The sequence below is a fragment of the Pseudoalteromonas sp. UBA2102 genome, assembly GCF_002331165.1.
Classification (GTDB): domain Bacteria; phylum Pseudomonadota; class Gammaproteobacteria; order Enterobacterales; family Alteromonadaceae; genus Pseudoalteromonas; species Pseudoalteromonas atlantica.
This window is the reverse complement of record NZ_DCYU01000026.1, coordinates 16,259-35,920: the sequence shown is the minus strand read 5'-3', so window position 1 is coordinate 35,920 and position 19,662 is coordinate 16,259. Positions and strand designations below refer to the sequence as shown.

The 19,662-nt window shown below is 42.1% G+C and carries 15 protein-coding genes; 7 read left to right on the top strand and 8 right to left on the bottom strand.

Annotated features, from left to right (window positions below):
• A partial coding sequence (locus B2R65_RS02900) for a phospholipase effector Tle1 domain-containing protein (protein WP_286740899.1) occupies nucleotides 1–1,133 on the top strand: 1,133 nt, incomplete at its 5' end.
• A 543-nt stretch (nucleotides 1,134–1,676) separates the two neighbouring features.
• Here B2R65_RS02900 and eat read toward each other — a convergent pair.
• From eat to B2R65_RS02885, 3 genes are read right to left on the bottom strand one after another with little or no spacing between them, the layout of a single operon-like run.
• A complete protein-coding gene (gene eat / locus B2R65_RS02895; RefSeq protein ID WP_054982091.1) occupies nucleotides 1,677–3,080 on the bottom strand; it encodes an ethanolamine permease in 1,404 nt (467 codons plus the stop codon).
• Nucleotides 3,081–3,100: 20 nt separating this feature from the next.
• Nucleotides 3,101–3,979 carry an ethanolamine ammonia-lyase subunit EutC gene (eutC, locus tag B2R65_RS02890; protein WP_286740898.1) on the bottom strand — a complete coding sequence of 293 codons (879 nt, stop codon included), beginning with the start codon at nucleotides 3,977–3,979 and terminating at the stop codon, nucleotides 3,101–3,103.
• On the bottom strand, nucleotides 3,979–5,382 hold the full coding sequence (locus B2R65_RS02885; RefSeq protein ID WP_286740896.1) for an ethanolamine ammonia-lyase subunit EutB: 1,404 nt from the start codon (nucleotides 5,380–5,382) through the stop codon (nucleotides 3,979–3,981). Before B2R65_RS02885 ends, eutC begins: the two co-directional genes overlap by 1 nt.
• A 219-nt stretch (nucleotides 5,383–5,601) precedes the next feature.
• Between B2R65_RS02885 and B2R65_RS02880 the strand changes: the two genes are divergently transcribed.
• Together B2R65_RS02880 and B2R65_RS02875 are read left to right on the top strand one after the other, a co-directional pair.
• A complete protein-coding gene (locus B2R65_RS02880; RefSeq protein WP_286740894.1) occupies nucleotides 5,602–6,570 on the top strand; it encodes a helix-turn-helix domain-containing protein in 969 nt (322 codons plus the stop codon).
• Nucleotides 6,571–6,907: 337 nt separating this feature from the next.
• Nucleotides 6,908–7,471 carry a cytochrome b gene (locus B2R65_RS02875; protein ID WP_121638649.1) on the top strand — a complete coding sequence of 188 codons (564 nt, stop codon included), beginning with the start codon at nucleotides 6,908–6,910 and terminating at the stop codon, nucleotides 7,469–7,471.
• Between the two features lie 31 nt (nucleotides 7,472–7,502).
• Here the strand turns inward: B2R65_RS02875 and arfA are convergent, their stop codons facing one another.
• The 3 genes from arfA to B2R65_RS02860 all read right to left on the bottom strand — a co-directional run bounded on the left by arfA (nucleotide 7,503) and on the right by B2R65_RS02860 (nucleotide 11,667).
• The gene (gene arfA, locus B2R65_RS02870; protein WP_024032961.1) at nucleotides 7,503–7,703 is read right to left on the bottom strand and encodes an alternative ribosome rescue factor ArfA; all 201 of its coding nucleotides are present in this window, start codon (nucleotides 7,701–7,703) and stop codon (nucleotides 7,503–7,505) included.
• Nucleotides 7,704–7,921: 218 nt separating this feature from the next.
• Entirely contained in the window at nucleotides 7,922–10,462 is a 2,541-nt protein-coding gene (locus B2R65_RS02865) for a TonB-dependent receptor plug domain-containing protein (RefSeq protein WP_273605200.1), read from the bottom strand.
• A 227-nt stretch (nucleotides 10,463–10,689) separates the two neighbouring features.
• Nucleotides 10,690–11,667 (bottom strand): sensor histidine kinase, encoded by a 978-nt coding sequence (locus B2R65_RS02860; protein ID WP_286740885.1) that lies wholly within the window; start codon nucleotides 11,665–11,667, stop codon nucleotides 10,690–10,692.
• Between the two features lie 111 nt (nucleotides 11,668–11,778).
• Between B2R65_RS02860 and nosR the strand changes: the two genes are divergently transcribed.
• Nucleotides 11,779–13,110, top strand: a complete 1,332-nt coding sequence (nosR, locus tag B2R65_RS02855) for a response regulator c-di-GMP phosphodiesterase, NosR family (RefSeq protein WP_286740883.1) — start codon at nucleotides 11,779–11,781, stop codon at nucleotides 13,108–13,110.
• Nucleotides 13,111–13,395: 285 nt separating this feature from the next.
• Nucleotides 13,396–14,415, top strand: coding sequence for a ferrochelatase (gene hemH / locus B2R65_RS02850; RefSeq protein WP_286740881.1), 1,020 nt, complete (start codon nucleotides 13,396–13,398; stop codon nucleotides 14,413–14,415).
• A gap of 641 nt (nucleotides 14,416–15,056) precedes the next feature.
• On the opposite strand, the gene B2R65_RS02845 is transcribed toward hemH, so the two are convergent.
• Entirely contained in the window at nucleotides 15,057–16,214 is a 1,158-nt protein-coding gene (locus B2R65_RS02845) for a benzoate/H(+) symporter BenE family transporter (protein WP_286740878.1), read from the bottom strand.
• A gap of 377 nt (nucleotides 16,215–16,591) precedes the next feature.
• On the opposite strand from B2R65_RS02845, the gene B2R65_RS02840 reads away from it, so the two are divergent.
• Nucleotides 16,592–17,308, top strand: coding sequence for a hypothetical protein (locus B2R65_RS02840; RefSeq protein WP_286740877.1), 717 nt, complete (start codon nucleotides 16,592–16,594; stop codon nucleotides 17,306–17,308).
• A 60-nt stretch (nucleotides 17,309–17,368) separates the two neighbouring features.
• Nucleotides 17,369–18,112 carry a zinc-dependent metalloprotease family protein gene (locus tag B2R65_RS02835; RefSeq protein WP_286740875.1) on the top strand — a complete coding sequence of 248 codons (744 nt, stop codon included), beginning with the start codon at nucleotides 17,369–17,371 and terminating at the stop codon, nucleotides 18,110–18,112.
• A gap of 136 nt (nucleotides 18,113–18,248) precedes the next feature.
• On the opposite strand, the gene B2R65_RS02830 is transcribed toward B2R65_RS02835, so the two are convergent.
• Complete coding sequence (locus B2R65_RS02830; protein WP_286740872.1) at nucleotides 18,249–19,472, bottom strand: alkaline phosphatase family protein; 1,224 nt, start codon at nucleotides 19,470–19,472, stop codon at nucleotides 18,249–18,251.
• Nucleotides 19,473–19,662: the final 190 nt, after the last annotated feature.

Below are 19,662 nucleotides of genomic sequence, written 5' to 3'. Positions count from 1 at the left end.
GGCGTTTTGCAAAAATCCTAGAGCCTTTAATTAACGATAATGTTTACGTATGTGTATTTGATACCGTGGCCTCAATAGGTTTATCAAAAGTCAGTAAAGCAACGCGCGGTGCCGAGCATGTAATATTTGAAAACCACACCATTGCTAATAATATTTCGCAGGCACTGCACTGCGTAGCACTTGATGAAAAACGCCGTGCGTTTGAACCCACCCTAATGAACCATCAAAATAATATTACCGAGCTTTGGTTTGCAGGGGCGCATTCAGATATTGGCGGCGGTTATTACCGCGATGGCCTAGCTGATATTTGCCTGCGCTATGCGCTTGAATGGTTAATTGAGCAACCACTTAATATTAGCTTATTAACCAGCCACGACATTGACTACGAAACCTTATTGCCTGGCAGTAAATTAGTTGACCAAGACGATGTAACCGTAACGCCCGATCCTCTGGCTTTAAGCCATCAGCAAAATTACTTTTGGTTTAATCCCTTTTTTAAATTGGTGGATAGGGAGTGCTATGTACTTATTGATAACGAAGCCAGCAACCTAGAACCACATATACATCAAAGCGTAGCTACACGAATTAATAAACTAACTAGCTATCGCCCAGAGTCGCTTAAAAACCTGCATTACAAAATTAGGTATAACGATAACAGCACATTAAGCTTTACTGGTTTAAGCCAACACATTGCCCTTGAAAACCAAAACATGAGCGTATTACAAGTTTCGCAAAGCCAAGATGTAATAGTGTTTGCCAGCGAGGCACATAACAATACAGGGCTTATGTTAGTTGAAGGCGCAACTTATAAGTTTGAACCTTACCCCAATCAATTTTGGTATGACGACGGCATAAAATGCACCGCAAGCGGCTGGCACCGCGATAATGTTCAATTAGGGGTTAAAGAAATCCCCATGGCATTGCTTGAACCATTTAGACGACTTCCAAGAGCGCAGTGGTTCTCTTTGGTTGGCGCAATTAACAATAACGACGAATATTTATTTGAAATAGCCAATGGCGCTACAGTAACCATTACTAAATCAGGTGAATTTAGTCCCTTTGCCAATGACTTAAGCCGATTTTACGGCGCCAATGCAGGGAAAATAAAAGTAAAAGTAACCCGCATAAGTTAAATGGGCTGTAGGTGCGCAGCTTGATGGCGTTTAAAAGCAACGCTTTAACTGGGAACCACCGAGAAGCGAAGGAGGATACCTAGAGAAGTGACTAAACGTTACGCGTGTTTTCTGTGTGTAGCGCGAAGCGCCTCGGTGTACTCGGTGGTGATATACAGATAACTTATACTAATTTACTTTGGCTGCTCGTTTACTTCTCTCTCTTCTCTTTGTGCATATTGTATTAAAGATCAATAAACCACAAAGAGGCTTAGAGGCGCTTCACTTTTAGAGAAGTAACGAGCATTTTACGCGAGCAAGCTTCGCGCCTACAGCTTTCACTTCTCATTTACTCCTCATTCTCTTCTCTTTGTGCATTTTTGTATTAAAGATCAATAAATCACTAAGAGGTTTAGAGGCGCTTCGCTTTTAGAGAAGCAACTATCATCTTGCGCGAGCAAGCTTCGCGCCTACCGACAAAATTAACACCGAGGTAAATTACCTTGTAGACGCGCAGCTTGCTGGCGTTTTAAAAGCAACGCTTTTACCCTAGTGCTAACCCCCTTAATTTGAGGCGGCTAAGTCCGCTTCAGCATCGGCAAGCATAGCAAACTCTTCATCTGCACTTTTAGCGACTAAATGCTTAGCACTATAACCAAAGTAATAAGCTGCACCAATCACAAATAACACTACTGTATATAAAAATGCACGAGGGTCAAACGCATACACACCCGTTAATGCAATAAGCGATAACACTAGCGCAATACCCGATGTAACCACGCCACCTGGCGTTTTATAAGGGCGAGCTAGATTAGGTTGCTTAATACGTAACATAATATGGCTCAGCGCCATTAACGCATACGAAACCGTTGCACCGACCACCGCCATAGCTAACATTAAATCGCCCTCGCCACTCAGTGAGGCAATAAATCCAAAAATAGCGGGTACAATTAACGCACGCGCGGGTACTTTGCGCTCTGTAGTAATTGATAACGAACGCGGCAAATAGCCCGCACGCGAAAGCGCAAACACTAAACGGCTATAACCATAAATAATCGAAAAGAACGACGCGACCAGCCCCGCTAATCCTAAAATATTTACCACAGTGGCTAAGTTTGTATTGCCCGTGGCGTTAAGCGCATCAACTAAAGGAACTGCACTGGCGCCCATTGCGTTTGCACCACCGGCAGCAGGAACTAATACCACAACAAGTAAAGCGGTAAACAGTAAAAATAACATAGCGCCAATAATGCCTTTAGGTACATCTTTAGCTGGGTTTTTAGCTTCTTCGGCAGCAAGCGGCACGCCTTCTACTGCTAAAAATAACCACATAGCAAAAGGCAATGCAGCCCACACACCATACCAACCAAGTGGTAAAAATTCATTTGCACCTGCGGCATTAGTTACCGCAACATCAAATAAATTAGCCGCGTCAAAATTAGCAATTAACGCCACGGCGGTGGCAATAATAGCCAATACTGCTAAACCACTTATCACCATCATTACTTTTAGCGCTTCACCCACACCCGCTAAATGAATACCCACAAACGTTAAATAAAACAGTGCATATACCCACGGGCCATTAAAACCCGTTAACGCCTCAACCGCCGAGCCAATAAATATAACAATGGCGGCGGGGGCTAATGCATATTCAATTAATACCGCAAGGCCAGTTAAATAACCCCCAGCGGGGCCCATTGCTTGTCGTGCAAAACTGTAACCGCCACCCGCCGCAGGAATTGCTGCCGACATTTCAGCAAGAGATAACACCAGCGTTAAATACATTATTGCCATTAACACCGCAGCAATGGCAAATCCGCCCCAGCCGGCTTCGGCTATGCCAAAGTTCCAGCCTGCAAAGTCGCCCGAAATTACATACGACACCCCTAGCCCTGCAAGCAATAACCAGCCCGCAGTGCCACTTTTTAACTGCCTTTGTGCAAGATACTCTTTATTGTTATTAGACATATTGACCTCTTTTTATGGTTTTATTCCGCGATTAAAAAATTTGTGGTTTGAACCTGATGCTCTATTACATCGTCTTGTGTTCTGTCTTTTAAGTTAACCCCAGTAAGCCCGCACTTTTTGGCCTCTTGCAGTAAATATACGGCTCTTCGGGCAGCCTCAAAGTAACTAAGCCCTGCAGGGCGAATATTAGAAATACAATTACGGCACGCATCGTTAAGCCCCGTTTTTGGCTCCCACGTTAAGTAAAGGCCAAGGCTGTCGGGGGAGCTAAGCCCTGGGCGCTCACCAATTAATACCATTACCACTTGTGCGTTTAACAGCTCGCCAATGTCATCACCAATCGCTACGCGGCCTTGCTCTACTAGGGTAATTGGCGCAATTTTGTAAGGTGAGGGCTCAGTAGGAAGCTGCTTTAAAAGCTCGCTTATAAATGGCGCTGCATTTTTTTGTACCGCCAACGACGAAAGCCCATCAACTACCACAATGGCTAAATCGTATTGCGCCTGTGTACTGTTTTGCCTACTTTGCATAGTATTTAAAAGCGTTGTACGCCCTGCTTGGTTTAGCTTTCGGCCTAAATCGGGGCGCTGTAAATAAGTAACACGATCAACAGCCTCACTTTGTACACTTAGCGGTTTTTCAACCTCGCTAAGCACATCAATAGCACTGAGTGTTTTTGTCATTTCGCTAATATCTAACGGAAAGTTAACCGCATCGCGCGCCTGAGCATGCGATAGCTGAAACGCTAGCATTTCAGATGTAGGTAAACTTATGCCTGCGCGGCCAAGGCCTATACGGGCATCGGTAAAACGACGTAAATCGCTCCATGGGTTTTCAACCACTTTGCCATTATTGTGATCGTGGCTGCTTTGCGTGTTTATGCTTTTAACCGCTTTCATTACATGCCTCCTTGTACTGCTTTTAATGGCTTAGCAAAGGCTGTTGGTAAGGTGTTCGATAAAATAGTCTCGGCGGTATTTTCCATAATTTTCATTTTGCTAAGCCACGCTTCAAACTCGGGCGCTGGGCGCGAGCCTAAAACTCGGCGCACATATAAGGCATCATGAAATGAGGTAGTTTGGTAATTAAGCATAATATCGTCCGAGCCTGGAATCCCCATTACAAACGAGCAACCCGCCACACCTAATAAGGTGAGTAAGTTATCCATATCGTTTTGGTCGGCCTCGGCGTGGTTGGTGTAACACACATCGCACCCCATAGGTATGCCTAAAAGCTTGGCACAAAAGTGATCTTCAAGCCCTGCGCGGGTAATTTCTTTACCATCAAATAAATACTCGGGGCCAATAAAGCCTACAACGGTATTAACTAATAAAGGGTTAAACTTGCGTGCTACAGCATAAGCACGCGCCTCACAGGTTTGTTGGTCAAGCCCATGGTGTGCATTAGCCGAAAGCGAGCTGCCTTGCCCGGTTTCAAAATACATTACATTATTGCCAACCGTGCCACGCTTTAAGCTCAGCGCAGCATCTTGCGCCTCAGCTAGTGTATTTAAATTAAAACCAAAGCTTGAGTTAGTAGCTTCTGTACCGCCTATTGACTGAAACACTAAATCAACGGGCGCACCTGCTTCTATGCATTCTATGGTGTTAGTCACATGGGTAAGCACACAGCTTTGTGTTGGAATTTCGTATTTTTGAATTACATCATCCATCAGCGTCATTAACTTAATGGCTTGCGCTACGTTGTCGGTGGCGGGATTAATGCCAATTACCGCATCGCCATTGCCGTATAAAAGCCCATCGAGCATACATGCGGCTATACCATTTATGTCATCAGTTGGGTGGTTTGGTTGCAAACGGGTTGATAAATGCCCTGGCAAACCTATGGTGTTTCTAAACGCGCTTTTTACGTGGCACTTTTTAGCAACAAGTATGAGATCTTGATTACGCATTATTTTACTTACCGCAGCGGCCATTTCAGGGGTAATGGCTTGCCTAACACTTGCAAGTACCGCAGGCGTTGCAAAATCACTTAATAACCAGTTTCTAAAATCTCCCACGGTTAAGTGCGATATAAGCTTAAAAGCGTTTGCATCGTGCTCGTCAATAATAAGGCGTGTAATTTCGTCTTGCTCGTAGGGAATAAGTACATCGTTTAAAAATGTTTTTAGCGGTATTTCGGCCAATGTCATCTGCGCTACAGCGCGCTCTTGCGCCGATTGTGCAATAACTCCCGCTAACCTATCACCCGAGCGCTGCGGCGTAGCTTTAGCCATTAACTGCGCTAAGCTCTTGAATTGATAAGTATGTGTTCCTAAAGTATAACTGTACGTATGCCCCATGATTTACTCCGCATAACTAATATTACAAACCTTGGTATAGGTCTTGCCTCATATAAGCTATAAATCAATTTTGAATAGTCACAAGAAGGCTTAATTTGTACCAAGTGGCTATCGAATTTTGGCAAATCGTTTTTTATTATTTTATTTCAGTAAGTTAATGCCTTTATTTGGCATTCACTTAAACTAAAAATATGTTTACTTTAAAAGAGCATCACCTATATGGCGCAGCAAGGCAGCAACAACGCACCACAAAAGAGCAAGGTATACACGCACGATATTGACGAGCAAGCCCATAACCTCACTCAATGGCAGCAAAAGTACGACCAAGTAAGCGATGGCCGCTTTTATGGCTGTATAGAAGGCGTAAATTACAACGATATTCATGCTTTTAAAGAGTACACCGAGCGTGCGCTGCGCCAGCAATGCAACATAGCCCCTAACTCTATTTGGCTTGGCATACCGAGTCAGTCGCAGCAAAGTAAAATTAATGGCCTTGATGTAGCGAGCAATCAATTTATGTGCCGTACCAGCAGCAGCGACTTTGAGCTAATTACCCCTGAACAATTTGATATTTACGGTTTGGTTATTGATTGGCATTCAATTGAGTACATGGCGCAGTTACAAGGCGTAACTATTAAAAACCTATCATCTGCACAATCTGCTCGTTTAACGGTAAGTGACTCATCGCTGCAAACAGCAAGGCAAATTATTAACAGTATGGTTATAAATAAAGGTTTTGGGCTTAAACCAGAATCACAGCAAGATATGCTTAGTATGCTAACGCTGCATTTACTGCAAGCCGATAACCCGCAGCAAAACATAGCCCCAAGCTACAAACACCGTAAAGCGGTGGTCGACAAAGTAAAAGAGTACGTGGCAGCCAACCCACAAAAAACAATAACCATAACCGAACTTTGCGAGCTTACTTTTGTTAGTAGGCGCACGCTGCAGTACAGTTTCGAAAGCATTTTAGGTATTAACCCGCTTAGGTTTTTACGTTTAACCCGACTTAACAATGTAAGGCGCGAGCTTAAAGTGGTTGGTCAAACTAAGCCTATATCAATCATAGCGGCCAATTGGGGGTTTTGGCACGCAGGGCAATTTACTAAAGATTACACGCAGTTATTTGGTGAAAACCCCTCTCAAACTATCGCCAATAATTTAAAAGAAGGTTCCTTTGAGTATTAAATGCTGCGCATTGCGCGCGAGCAAGCTTCGCGCCTACAACTTTCACTTCTCATTTTCTCCTCATTCCCTTCTCTTTGTGCATTTTTGTATTAAAGATCAATAAATCACAAAGAGGTTTAGAAGCGCGTCGCTTTTAGAGAAGTAACTAGCATCTTGCGAGAGCAAGTTTCGCGCCTACAACTTTCACTTCACGTTGCGGGTTATATCCTTTTAAATTTAAAAAATAAGTTTCGTTAACCCTACTTTAACCCTCTATAGTTTAAGCTAGCTGCATTAATGTAGATTATTCAATTGTACACGCAACTAAGCGCCACTTTTTAAGTTAGGAATAACCACAATGAAACTTACAAAAGATACAACAAGTACGTTAAGCAAAACCACCATAAGCCTGCATTGGATTGTAGCTATTTTAATTATTGGTTTATTAGGCTCAGGCCTATATATGGAAAACTTTAAAGCATTTTTTCTAATGAGTTGGCACAAGTCATTTGGCGTAATGCTGCTTGCTTTTGCGTTATTAAGAGTAACATGGCGCATTGTAAATGGTTGGCCAAAGCACGATGTTAAACACCCAAATTATGAGCAAGTGTTAGCTAAAATTGTGCATTACGTTCTTATAATAAGCATGTTACTTATGCCTATTTCGGGGCTGATTATGTCGGGCTTTGGTGGGCATGGCGTAGAGATGTTCGGGCTAGAGCTTATACCGCACAACCCCAACCCAGAAAACCCACAAAAAAGCCTCGCTTTTAACCAAGGCTTAGCAGAGATAGGAAAAACCGTTCACGGTATTACAGCAAATGCGCTTCTTATCGCGTTAGGTTTACATATTGTGGGCGCTTTAAAGCACCATATTATTGATAAAGACAACACCCTTACGCGTATGCTTGGCAAAAAGTAGGTAGTTAAAAGTCTTATTTGATCGGTGCTATTTAAGCCGCGATTAAATAAGACTCTCGTCCTACGTGTTTGTTATTGCGCTTAAACGAGCCTTTCCCTTTTTTAGCTTTAACCACTTGAGGTTTAAACACTTTAGAGGTTACTAGCGCCGCCAGCGCATTATGATTAATAACACCTCGGCCGGTGTCTACCGCACTATTATTTGCGGCTTTGGTTTTCGATTTTTTAGCCATTTTATTTCCTAACTATTTATAACAATAAGAACCTTAAGAAGTGGCGATTGTATGCCTAATTTTCAACCTTGCAAGTGTTTTAACGCTCTTTTTCATAATAAATAAACATAAAAAAAGCGCAGTAAATAACTGCGCTGAGTAACCTGAACGCTGGATAATAAAATATGTTGGTATATCTCTTAACCAGAGTTCAGGTTAAATAGGTTTAGCTCAATTAATTAAAATTCAAAGCTTACTTTTGCATAATAAGTACGCCCGTCAAAGCCGTAAGGCAATGCACGTACAGGGTATTTAAACGCGCCGTTGGTAATAAAGTTAAGCACTTCGTCATCACCTAGCTCATCTGGGGTTTCATCAAAAATATTATCAGCCCCTACCGATACGTTAAATATTTCGTTAATTTGGTAGCTAACGTTTAAATCCACTAGTACTGCTGATTCAACTGTACTAGTTGGTTTAAACGACCCCGTAGGCGAAAGCTCACCTGGTAAAGGGATGTGGTCATTACCAAAGTATTTAACGTCTGTTTCGCCAAAGTAATTAAAGCGAAGCGTTGTTTCATACGCATCACGCTCATAGTCAAACGTTAAAGTTGCGCGCTCACCTGGCTGGCCGTCGGTAAAAAAGCTACGTTGTAAATCATCAAACGCCACCGACTCAGGAATACCTTCTTCTGCGTTCACGTTATCAATTTTAGTGTCGTTTAAGTTACCCGCAAAGGTTACTCCAAAATTACCGCCCTCTACATCAGTACGGTAAGATGCAATAATATCAACACCTTGTGTAGTTGAATCTACAGAGTTTGAAAAGTAATTAGCTTGCACTGCGCCGGTTGCTTGAAGCGCGGCTACGGCTTCATCGCTAAAGGCAACGTCCTCTGCAGAAAGTAAACTACCAAGCGTAATACGGTCTTTAATTTCTACACGGTAAAAATCAACCGTTAACGAAAGCTCACTTGTTACATCGTAAACAAAACCAGCACTGTAGTTAGTTGAGGTTTCAAGCTCTAGGCTATCTACACCTAACGCACTTGGAAAAGCAGTACCCGTATTTGCAGTGAACGACTGCGTAAGTGTGCCATCTGAGCCTAGGTTAGTTGTAAATGCGGTATAACCACTTTGCTGAAGCGATGGCGCTCTAAAACCAGTAGATACCGCACCACGTACTGCAAAGTCATCGTTAAATTCATAACGTGTTGCTAATTTACCAATTAAGTCATCGCCCGCATCTGAAAAGTCTTCGTAGCGCAGCGCACCACTTACGTTCCATGCATCCGTTACCATGGTTTCTACATCTACATAAAACGCGTAGCTGTGGCGATCGCTCTTGTTTGTTGCCTCTGGGCGCAAACCGTTATAAGCCTGAAAACCACACTCAGCAAATTGATCAGGATCGTTTACTGAAGGGTACGAAGCATCGGTATTTGCCAAGCCACATGCGTAAGAGGCTTCATCGCCAGGGACTATTTCGTAGTTTTCTTTACGGTATTCTGCACCAATAGTTACATATAAAGGCTCATTGCGGCCAATATCAACGATGCCGTTAAAATCAGCATTAACTGTTGTTTGATCAAATCTAAAACCACCAGAGTAACCGCCGCTTGGGCCTGCATTTGCAGCTATATCGGCATCGCTTGCATCTGGGTTGTTAAATACGTACTCCGCCGCATAAGAGGCATTTATAGTATTACGTGAGGTAAAGTCGTATTGGTTTTCACCATACACTGCCGATACATCGTATCCCCAATCTGGGTTTATATCGCCTCTAAAACCAACCGCTACTGAAATATCTTCAGCTTCGTTATAAATGCGGGGTAAAAAGCCATCGCTGTATACTTGCGTTACATTTTTAGACGCTTCGTTAAAGTTACGGTAAAAACCATTACCCAGCGCGGTACGCTCAGAATAGCCACCAAATGAGTACAATTCGCTGTCGCCCATTGGCAAAGCCATGTTGTAAAACAACGAGGTAAATTCACTTTCTGAGTTACCTTGGCCCCAACGTACATCTTCACTCAGCGTGCCTGGCTCAACATTTAACGACCCACCGGTATCGCGCTCTGCACGGTTAGTGCCATCGGCATCACGATACTCAAATGATAAATTAATAAAGCCGCCTTCATTACCTAAGTCAAAACCACGGTTTAAACCTGCAGAAAGCGTATCGCCGTCGCCTTCACTGGTGCCGCCGTACTGTACGTAACCCGTTGTTACGCCAGTTGAATTATTAAGCGATAAGTTAATTACGCCAGCTATCGCGTCAGAGCCATATTTAGCTGCTGCGCCATCGCGTAGTACTTCTACACCTTTAAGCGCAGTTAGCGGAATGGCGTTCATGTCGGTGCCGGCAGCGCCTGCACCTACAGTGCCGTTAAGGCCAAAAATAGATTGATTATGGCGGCGCTTACCGTTAACCAACACTAACGTTTGATCTGGCTGTAAGCCGCGCAGCGTTGCTGGTCTAAATAAATCAGAGCCATCAGATACTTGCGTACGAGAAAAGTTAAACGATGGGGCAGTAGCTTGCAGACTCTGCCCTAGTTCTGTAAAGCCGCCTTTGTTTAAATCATCAGCGTCTATTAAATCAATAGGTGACGAAGACTCAGTAGAGGTGCGGTTAGAAACGCGCGACCCTAATACAGAAATTTGTTCGATATTTTGTGCAGCCTCAACAGGTGCTTCTTGAGCGCTTACAATGCTTGGTGCGCTTACGGCAAACGCAACAGCGGCAGCTAATGTATTTAAACGGTATGTTGACATGGTGACGACCCTGTTTAGTGTGTTCTTTAATATTTGTTATTGCGATGTAACGCATCGCACTGGGGAACATCCTAGCAACATATGCAAATAAAAAGAAATGAAAAAAACTAAATAATAGGTCTAACTATGCAAAAAAATGTAAATACTAAAAAATAACACTTAAACTTGTTCAAAACACATGCAATTAAGGATTTTAATTTCAACCCCAAATTAAATTAACACTTTATTTACAATGGATTTATCACGCTTTCTTGTACTTTTACGGGTAACCAACAACAAATGGTAGTACCTGTTCCTAAAGTACTGCTAACTTCTATTTTTCCGCCGTGATCTTGCAAAATAAAGTTAACAACGGTCATTCCTATTCCTAATGAGTGGGCTGTTTTATGTGTCGTAAAAAAAGGCTTAAAAAGGTGCGCTTGGGTATTTTCATCCATTCCACAACCGTTATCTTTCACTTTTATACATACCCCCTCATTTTGCTGCGTTACGCTTAGTTCAATAATGGTGCCTTTTTCTAATTCATGTTCGCACGCTTGTTGAGCATTTAATAACAGCTCAACAAAAATTTGATGAATAGACGACAGCTCCCCCCAAATTAGCGGCACTTGCTCAAAATTGGTTTTTATTTCGCAGTATTTAAGTTGCCCTTGCAACACGCCTAAAGCAGAGCCTGCAACCTCGCTTACATCTAAATATTGCTTGTTATGGGTACTTGTAACTTGGCTAAGGTTTAATAAATTATGCACGGTTTGCTTTATGCGCTTTAAACCATCTAGGCTTTCGCTCAACTGCGAGTAAATTTCGTGTCCATTCCATGCCAGTTGGTATTGTTTTTTTAGATCAACCAACACGTTTTTAAATTGCCCTGCATTTAATTGGCCGTTTAAAAACTGCTCGTTATAGTGAAGAGATTTTGATAAAAGAGGGCTAACATATTGCAAGCTTTCTATATTACTAATTACATACGAAAGCGGGTTATTTATTTCATGCGCAATACTGCAAGATAAAACACCCACACTTGCCATTTTGTCGGCCTGAACAAACATTTGCTGATACAAAGACAGCTCAGCAACGTTTTTGGTTAGTTCGCCATTTAACACAACTAACAATTGGCTTTTATCGGCAAGCAGTTGCTCTGCGGCTATGCGCTTTTGCTGCTCATCTAAAAAGGCTTGTTTGTAGTCGTCGGTTAAAGTGCTCATCCTATTCGCTCCATAAATACGCATCCTTGTATAACGTTTAGTTTGCCACACGTAATTATGCAAACTAGGGGCTATTTTTAGGCTATGCTTATTATTTTAAAAGGTAGCACTATGACCCAACCAGCAGACGCTGCACATTCAATCACTGCCGTAGATGTACTTTGTGTTGATGACGACGAAATTGTTCTGCGCTCACTAACCTCCTTATTAAAAAATAATAACTTTAGTTTTATGACCTGCAAAAGCCCAGTGCAAGCGCTTGAGCTTTTAAACAGCTACGAATTTAGCTTAATCATTAGCGACATGAAAATGCCCACCATGAATGGCGCGCAATTTTTAGAGCAAGCCCGTAACAAAGCCCCCGAAACACAACGTATTTTATTAACCGGTTACGCCGAAATAGAAACCACCCTAGCCGCTGTAAACCTAGCGCAAATTAACGGCTACATTCAAAAACCATGGCAAAACGATATGCTTTTGCGCAGCATTAACGACAGCATCGAAAAATTTCAGCTAAAAAAACAAAACAAGCAACTCGAGCAGCAAGTAAAACAGCAAAACAAAGAACTTCTCGAATTAAATAACTCATTAGAGCAACGAGTAGAAAAGCGTACAAAGCAAATTAAGCAGGTACTTAAACAGCTAGAAGATGCCAACGAGCGCGAAAAACACGAACACAAAGCCACCGTAGAGCTACTTTATAATTTTATAAACGCCAACCCATACTTAGATGGCAACAAAGCACAAAAAATTGCCGACACCTGCACCCAAATAGCACTGTACTTAAACCTCTCGCAAAAAAGTATAGATTTAGCCCCCATGGCGGGTTACTTAGCGCAAATAGGTTTGCTTGCTATGGACCCAGAGCTCTATAAAAAGCCAGTGAGCCGGCTAAGCGAGCAACAGCGCAAAGCCTTTTATACACACCCAAGCACAGCACAATTAATGCTTATGCCTGCAATACATTTACATGATGTATCTGATGCAATTTATCATCAATATGAGCGCTTTAACGGTAACGGTTTACCAAAAGGATTAGCAGCAAACGACATTCCTATTGGCGCTATGGTGCTTAGTGTTGCTCGCGATTATTGGAACGCATTTGAACAAAGCCAAAGCCCCACAGACAAAGAGCGCCACAGCGACGCGCTCGAAAGCGTTAAAATGTACAGTGGCACTTTTTACCACCCTAAAATTGTGCGCGCACTCGAGGCAAGCCATAGCAAATTAAATGAGCAACTTAATAATGCGGGCTCTATCATTATATGCAGCGCTCAAGAGCTAAAAGCCAATATGATTTTAGGCCATACGTTACACAGCCACAGCGGTATTATGTTGTTACCTAAAGGCCATGTGTTTGGTAAAAAATCCATCGAAAAACTACAGCAACTAGAAGCCAAAAAACCGACCCCATTTAGAATAATGGTAAAAAGCGCTAAATGAGTGATCTAAACTGTGGCTTTTTTCGTTACAATTACCGTAAATAAGCTAAACTAATTCAAACAGGTACCTGTTAATCTGGGTATAAATTTTAAACTGTTTAATACCAATCCGCTTAATTAAGTAATTTATTTTGAGGGTGGAAAAACGTGTAGATAGCTAGGCAAAAAATTCGCTATTTAGTTGTTCTAAATGAGAATTGCTTAACGCTGGTAGCGACACGTTTAGCCCCGCAAAGTGATTAAGTATTATTGCGAATTGGTATCACATTGCTTTAAGGAGCACAGCGTGTCGCGATTTTCTGCAGTCACTGACAATCCCCACGACGGACGTTTTAATCAAAAAACGGGCATTTTACTTACCAATTTAGGCAGTCCAGACGCGCCCACCCCTGCTGCACTGCGTACCTACTTACGTGAATTTTTATCCGATCCGCGCATTGTAGAAATTCCACGTTTAGTGTGGATGATAATACTGCACGGTATAATTTTGCGTATTCGCCCTAAGCGCTCAGCAAAACTATACGAAAGCATTTGGACCGAAAACGGCTCGCCGCTAACACATATTACCCGCCTGCAACGCGACAAACTAAACGCGCTACTCCAAGAGCAAGGTTACACCAATACCGAAGTTGTTATGGCCATGCGTTACGGTAACCCTTCAATAGAGGCGGGACTTGAAGAGCTTCGCGATAAAGGCCTAACGCGCATAATTGTACTACCGCTTTACCCGCAATATTCAAGCCCTACCACCGGCTCAACATTTGATGCCGTATCAAGAGTATTGCAAAAATGGCGCTGGGTGCCAGAGCTACACTTTGTAAATGGTTATCACAAAAACACCCCTTACATTGATTCATTAGCTAGCAGCATAAGTGAAGATTTAGAAAAAAACGGCATGCCACAAAAATTAGTTTTTTCATATCACGGTATGCCAAAGCTATTTTTAGATAGAGGCGATCCTTACCACTGCCTATGTTTGCAAACCACGCGTTTAGTGGTTGAAAAACTAGGCCTTGATAAAGATAAAGTAATTAGCACTTTTCAAAGCCGCTTTGGTAAAGCCGAATGGTTAAAGCCATACACCGACGCCACGCTTGCATCTTTACCTGATGAAAACATTACCGACGTTGCAATTTTAAGCCCTGCTTTTAGCGCCGACTGCTTAGAAACACTCGAAGAGCTTGAAGAAGAAAACCGCGAAATTTTTGAAAACGCAGGCGGCGAAAAGTACCGTTATATAGCCGCTTTAAACGACAGAGACGATCACATTAACGCTTTATATGATGTGCTAAAACCAATGCTTTAAACGCATCTTAACGTAAAAAAGCGGTGTTAAATTTTAACACCGCTTTTTTAATTGTAAGGTAAGCATTTATTAAATGCCATAGCCACTATTTTGCGCGAGCAAGCTTCGCGCCTACAACTTTCACTTCTCATTTAATCCTCTTTCCCTTCTCTTTGTGCATTTTTGTATTAAAGATCAATAAACCACAAAGAGGTTAAGAGACGCTTCGCTTTTAGAGAAGCAACTAACATCTTGCGCGAGCAAGCTTCGCGCCTACAAACTTCACTTCTCATTTACTCCTCATTCCCTTCTCTTTGTGCATTTCTGTATTAAAGATCAATAAATCACAAAGAGGTTAAGAGCCGCTTCGCTTTTAGAGAAGCAACTAACATCTTGCGCGAGCAAGCTTCGCGCCTACAAACTTCACTTCTCATTTACTCCTCTTTCCCTTCTCTTTGTGCATTTTTGTATTAAAGATCAATAAACCACAAAGAGGTTAAGAGACGCTTCGCTTTTAGAGAAGCAATTAACATCTTGCGCGAGCAAGCTTCCCGCCTACCAACAAAATTAACACCGAGATAAATTACTCTGTAGACGCGCAGCTTGCTGGCGTTTTAAAAGCAACGCCTTTACCTTTTAAACCTATTCGTTAACGCTTTTCTTTAACTTTTACGGGTGATCATCAACGTACAAACGCCGGCAATTATTCCCCAAAACGCAGAGCCTACCGAGAGCATGGTTAAATCAGATGCGGTTACCAAAAACGTAACTATTGCGGCCTCTGTGTATTGGGCTGAGCTTAAAGCTTGCTGCAAGCTATTAGCAATAGTGCCAAACAACGCAATACCCGCTAAGGCTAAAATTAATGCCTGCGGTAAACTTGCCACTAAACCAACAAGCGTTGCCGCGCAAAGTGCCATAACAATATAAAATACGCCTGCGGCAATACTTGCCCAATAGCGTTTATCGGGATTTTTATCGGCCTCGTCGCTCATACAAATAGCAGCGGTAATAGCGGCTAAATTAATAGAGTACGTACCAAACGGGGCTGTTAAAATATTAATAAAACCAGTTACATTAAGCGTAGCCGAGATAGGCGCTTTATAATTATGAGCCTTTAGTACAGCAATACCCGGTAAGTTTTGTGAGGTCATGGTTACTATATAAAGTGGTAAGCCAATACTTATACACGCTTGCAAGTTAAACACCGGCGCTATGTATGCAAATTCACTTATTTTCCAATGAATAGCGCCAGTATCAATATGCCCCATTTGCCACGCCAGTAGCACGCCTGCAACTAAAACGCTAAGCATGGCAAAACGCGCAAAAAATCGTTTTCCTAAAAAATACATAAGCACCATTAGGCCTATAACCAGTGGTAGCTCATTCATAAAATTAAATACATCTATACCAAAGGTGACCAATACGCCTGCCAGCATGGCACAGGCAAGTTCGCTCGGTATACGGTTCATTATTTTTTCAAACCAACCGGTAACCCCAGACACAAAAACCAATGTAGCGGCAAACATAAATGCACCAATGGCTTCGCCTAAATGGTAGCCCTGCGCGCTGGAAATAAGTAAAGCCGCCCCTGTGGTAGACCATGCAATTAAAACGGGCACTTTATAATAATACGACAACCCAATAGTGGTTATGCCCATTACTAGCCCTAGAATTAAAAGCCAGCTTGCGACTAAATCGGGCGTGCCGCCAAGGGTTATAACAACTTGATAAATAAGCGCAATAGAACTTGAAAAACCAATAATAACAGCCACCAACCCTGCGGTTGCTCGATTAAGCAGCTGATCGGAAAACGTCATAAAATCCCTCTTAATTTTAGATTTTTAAGCCCACAACATACGTTGCCTATTTACGCTTTGCAATTAGCGTTTACGCTATTAAGCGTGAAAAATATTCATTATTTTAAAATTTTTTTTACCTATAAAGATCACACCTTTCATTGCCAAATTAAAAACAAAAACAATTATTTGCTTACGCTTACACCCCGCTAAAACTCTATGAAAACCCATCCTTTTTAGCTCAACAAACCAAACCCATTATAGGTAAATTGTTTATTTACAATCATTTACAATGCAAATAATTAGCACTTTTATACTATGCCAACTAACTTGATCTAATTATCCAGATGATATAAAACGTAACAATTAGTTAACCAAAAACCCCGTAAGAGAAACAAATGAAACGCGCTATTTTAATAATTGTTGCCCTTGGTCTATCTGCATTTACTATTTATAAGCTGCTATTTAATACCGAAAAACCTCAGCAGGTAACGGCGCCTGTTGCAGTGGATATAGTGCCCGTTGACTCTCAATTTGCAGCAAATAAAAAAGCACCGCAGCCCATAGATATGAGTAAAGATCCCGTTAACGTAAAACCTAAAACCATTGAGGCACCAGCGCAAAGCAACCAGTTTGAAGCTATAAACAAGGTATCTGCAAAAGCTAAAGAGGTACTTACCAACGCCAACGTACTACCAAGCGATTTAAACAACGAAGCCTACATAGAGTTCGACCTAAATACGTTACAAGCCCTTGAAGCTGGCGACTCGTTTGATATTTCAATCCCGCAAACCGCCGAAACTTACAGCGCCGAAATCACCTCGTTATCAGAGGCTACAAATGGCGATAAAAGCATATTTGGCCAAGTTATTGGTGCCAATGGGCAACTGCACACCACGGTTATGACCGTAGGAAACGATGCAATTTATGGGCAATTTACCGCACCTAGCGGCAATTATGTTTTTGAAAGTAAAGGTAAATATGGCTGGATTGCAGCAAAACGCGACTTGTACCAAAACCACATAGAACATCACGTAGATGCGCCCACACCAAAAACAGATAAAACCATAGATATGTTTGCCCCAAAAAAAACTGAACAACCCAACACGCAGTAACCCAACTAAATCAATCAGCAGTAAAACTTCCAACCACTACATAAGTAAGGAAATATAAAAATGAAAAAACTAATCACTACGGCAGCCATTGCCAGCGCGCTATTTGCAACCAGTGCAGTACAGGCAGTAACGATTGATATTGGTATTTTATATACCGACCAATCGGCCGCAGCTACGAGTAACATAAATACTAAAATAAACCAGCTGATCGCCTTTAGTAACCAGGTTTATAGCCAAAATGGGGTAGACATTACACTGCGTTTAGCGGGAACAGAAAACCTAGGCGATTACGCAATTACACCGTCTGAAGATTGGTTAGATGCAGTAACTAACAGCAGCTACGTAGATGGTTTACGCACTAGCTGGAAAGCCGACATGGTTGCCGTACTTGGTACAGGCCAAAGTGCGGGTAATGGTTTAATCTCGTGTGGTTTAGCTTGGGTTGGCCAAGGCACTAACGGTAATTTATATAGCTCAATGAGCGACCGTATGTACTCTATTACTGCTATTGACTGTGGTGCCACTACGTTTGTACACGAACTTGGTCATAACCAAGGCCTAGCGCACTCACGTAAACAAGGCGATACATCGGGCGGCGTATATGTAGATGGAATGGGCCACGGCGTACAAAACGAATTTGCCAGCATTATGGCTTACCCGCACGTTTACGGTAGCGCAACGCAGTACGATTACTTCTCTAACCCTAATTGGAGCGTAAATGGCTTAGCCTTTGGTGTAACTAACCAAGCGTATGCTATTCGTACGGTTACCGATACAAAAACAAGCATTGCTAACTTTAAGTAAGTGATTTAAAGCAGGCTGTATTTAGCCCACTTATAATTATTTCCCTTTAGAGCGCATTTGCGCTCTTTTTTATTTGGCTTAGGGACTGTTGAGCTTTCAAGGTTAAGTCACTAAAAGCCTAAAAGTGGGCAGCTAATTAATGCACTACTATTTTTTGTTTTATAGCAGGCATTAACGTTTTACCGTCACCATCTACTTTACTTAAAAGCTTAAGCCCCATTACTTTGGCAAGTACCGGGTAAATATCAAGATTATTTACCTTTTCAAGGCTTAGCCCTTGTTTAAAAGCAGGCCCTACAGCAATTAACGTAGCCGCCATATCATCGGTATAGGCATAGCCATGAGTACCTAAATACATTGCTTTGCCTTCGTTAGTAAATACCGCAGGCGCATTAGTTTGCACAACAATATCACCCACCCGAGTGCCTTTATTGTAGTGATATGCCGCTAATTGCTCGTCGTTTAATACCGTATAACGCCCGTTTGCTACTTGTTGCAAACGTTGTTTGTAAGTTGCAATTTGCTTGCTTGTTACAGCAGGCTTTGCATAAATAAGTAAACGCGGGCCGGTATTTTTAACTATAAAATTATCGTTTTTAGGCAATGTAGATACATCAATACTTTGCTCTGGGTTTACATGCGCCATACCGTGATCGGATACAATAACAAGGTTAATCTCTTGCTCTAGCTTGCTTAAACGGGTTTGTAATTGGCCCATTAGTTCATCTAATTGTTTTACCGCATCGCGAGTTTGCGGTGCGTCTGGCCCAAACTCGTGGCCCATGCTATCAATAAGCGAAAAATAACTTGCCACAAAACGTGGGCGCTGCGCTTTAGGTAAGCTTAGCCACTGTATTATTTGATCAACACGGCCTTGGTACTCACTGTATTTAGAATAATGAAAGTAATAGTCGGGCGTCATACCGTTAAAGCGCGCATCCGACTCTGGCCAAAAATAAGTAGCCGACTTTAGCCCCTGCATTTTTGCTAAATTCCAAAGTGGAATGCCGTTTACCCACGTGCTATCGCGCATGCCTTTACCCATGCTGTAGCACTCGTTTTTACGGGCTTTATCACAAAAGTTATTATCTACAATGCCATGATTTACCGGCAGCAACCCTGTAATAATAGAAATATGATTTGGAAACGTTTTTGTTGGGTAAACAGGCATTAGTTTTTGCGCGCGTACACCTTTAGCAGCCATTGCTTTTAAATTAGGCGCGCCGTGTTTTTCTATATAATCCCAACGCATGCCATCTATTGATATAAGTACAACGGTTTGCTCTTTTGCCGCATATGTCGCTTGGCTGGTTAACACTAAAAGAGCCAACATCATGGCCTTTAAAAATACATACTTCATTACAAATACTCGCCTACATTAAAATGCGTTAAATACTGAAAAATATAGCTTTATAATACAATTGCCAGGCCTTAAATGATACAAGCACCTGTACCTAACTCGTCTAGATGTATATATTAACAAGTAAGTATTTAAAACGAATGACAACGCGCATTTACTTTGCCAGTCGTCACCACTAAGCAAGGACTCC

What these genes read in the sequence shown, in the direction of transcription:
- B2R65_RS02860 (WP_286740885.1), bottom strand. Translation starts at nt 11,667, where the DNA reads ATGAGCACTTTAACCGACGACTACAAACAAGCCTTTTTAGATGAGCAG.
- B2R65_RS02845 (WP_286740878.1), bottom strand. Translation starts at nt 16,214, where the DNA reads ATGACGTTTTCCGATCAGCTGCTTAATCGAGCAACCGCAGGGTTGGTG.
- B2R65_RS02865 (WP_273605200.1), bottom strand. Translation starts at nt 10,462, where the DNA reads ATGTCAACATACCGTTTAAATACATTAGCTGCCGCTGTTGCGTTTGCC.
- arfA (WP_024032961.1), bottom strand. Translation starts at nt 7,703, where the DNA reads ATGGCTAAAAAATCGAAAACCAAAGCCGCAAATAATAGTGCGGTAGAC.
- eat (WP_054982091.1), bottom strand. Translation starts at nt 3,080, where the DNA reads ATGTCTAATAACAATAAAGAGTATCTTGCACAAAGGCAGTTAAAAAGT.
- nosR (WP_286740883.1), top strand. Translation starts at nt 11,779, where the DNA reads ATGACCCAACCAGCAGACGCTGCACATTCAATCACTGCCGTAGATGTA.
- B2R65_RS02835 (WP_286740875.1), top strand. Translation starts at nt 17,369, where the DNA reads ATGAAAAAACTAATCACTACGGCAGCCATTGCCAGCGCGCTATTTGCA.
- eutC (WP_286740898.1), bottom strand. Translation starts at nt 3,979, where the DNA reads ATGAAAGCGGTTAAAAGCATAAACACGCAAAGCAGCCACGATCACAAT.
- B2R65_RS02885 (WP_286740896.1), bottom strand. Translation starts at nt 5,382, where the DNA reads ATGGGGCATACGTACAGTTATACTTTAGGAACACATACTTATCAATTC.
- B2R65_RS02840 (WP_286740877.1), top strand. Translation starts at nt 16,592, where the DNA reads ATGAAACGCGCTATTTTAATAATTGTTGCCCTTGGTCTATCTGCATTT.
- B2R65_RS02875 (WP_121638649.1), top strand. Translation starts at nt 6,908, where the DNA reads ATGAAACTTACAAAAGATACAACAAGTACGTTAAGCAAAACCACCATA.
- B2R65_RS02830 (WP_286740872.1), bottom strand. Translation starts at nt 19,472, where the DNA reads ATGAAGTATGTATTTTTAAAGGCCATGATGTTGGCTCTTTTAGTGTTA.
- B2R65_RS02880 (WP_286740894.1), top strand. Translation starts at nt 5,602, where the DNA reads ATGGCGCAGCAAGGCAGCAACAACGCACCACAAAAGAGCAAGGTATAC.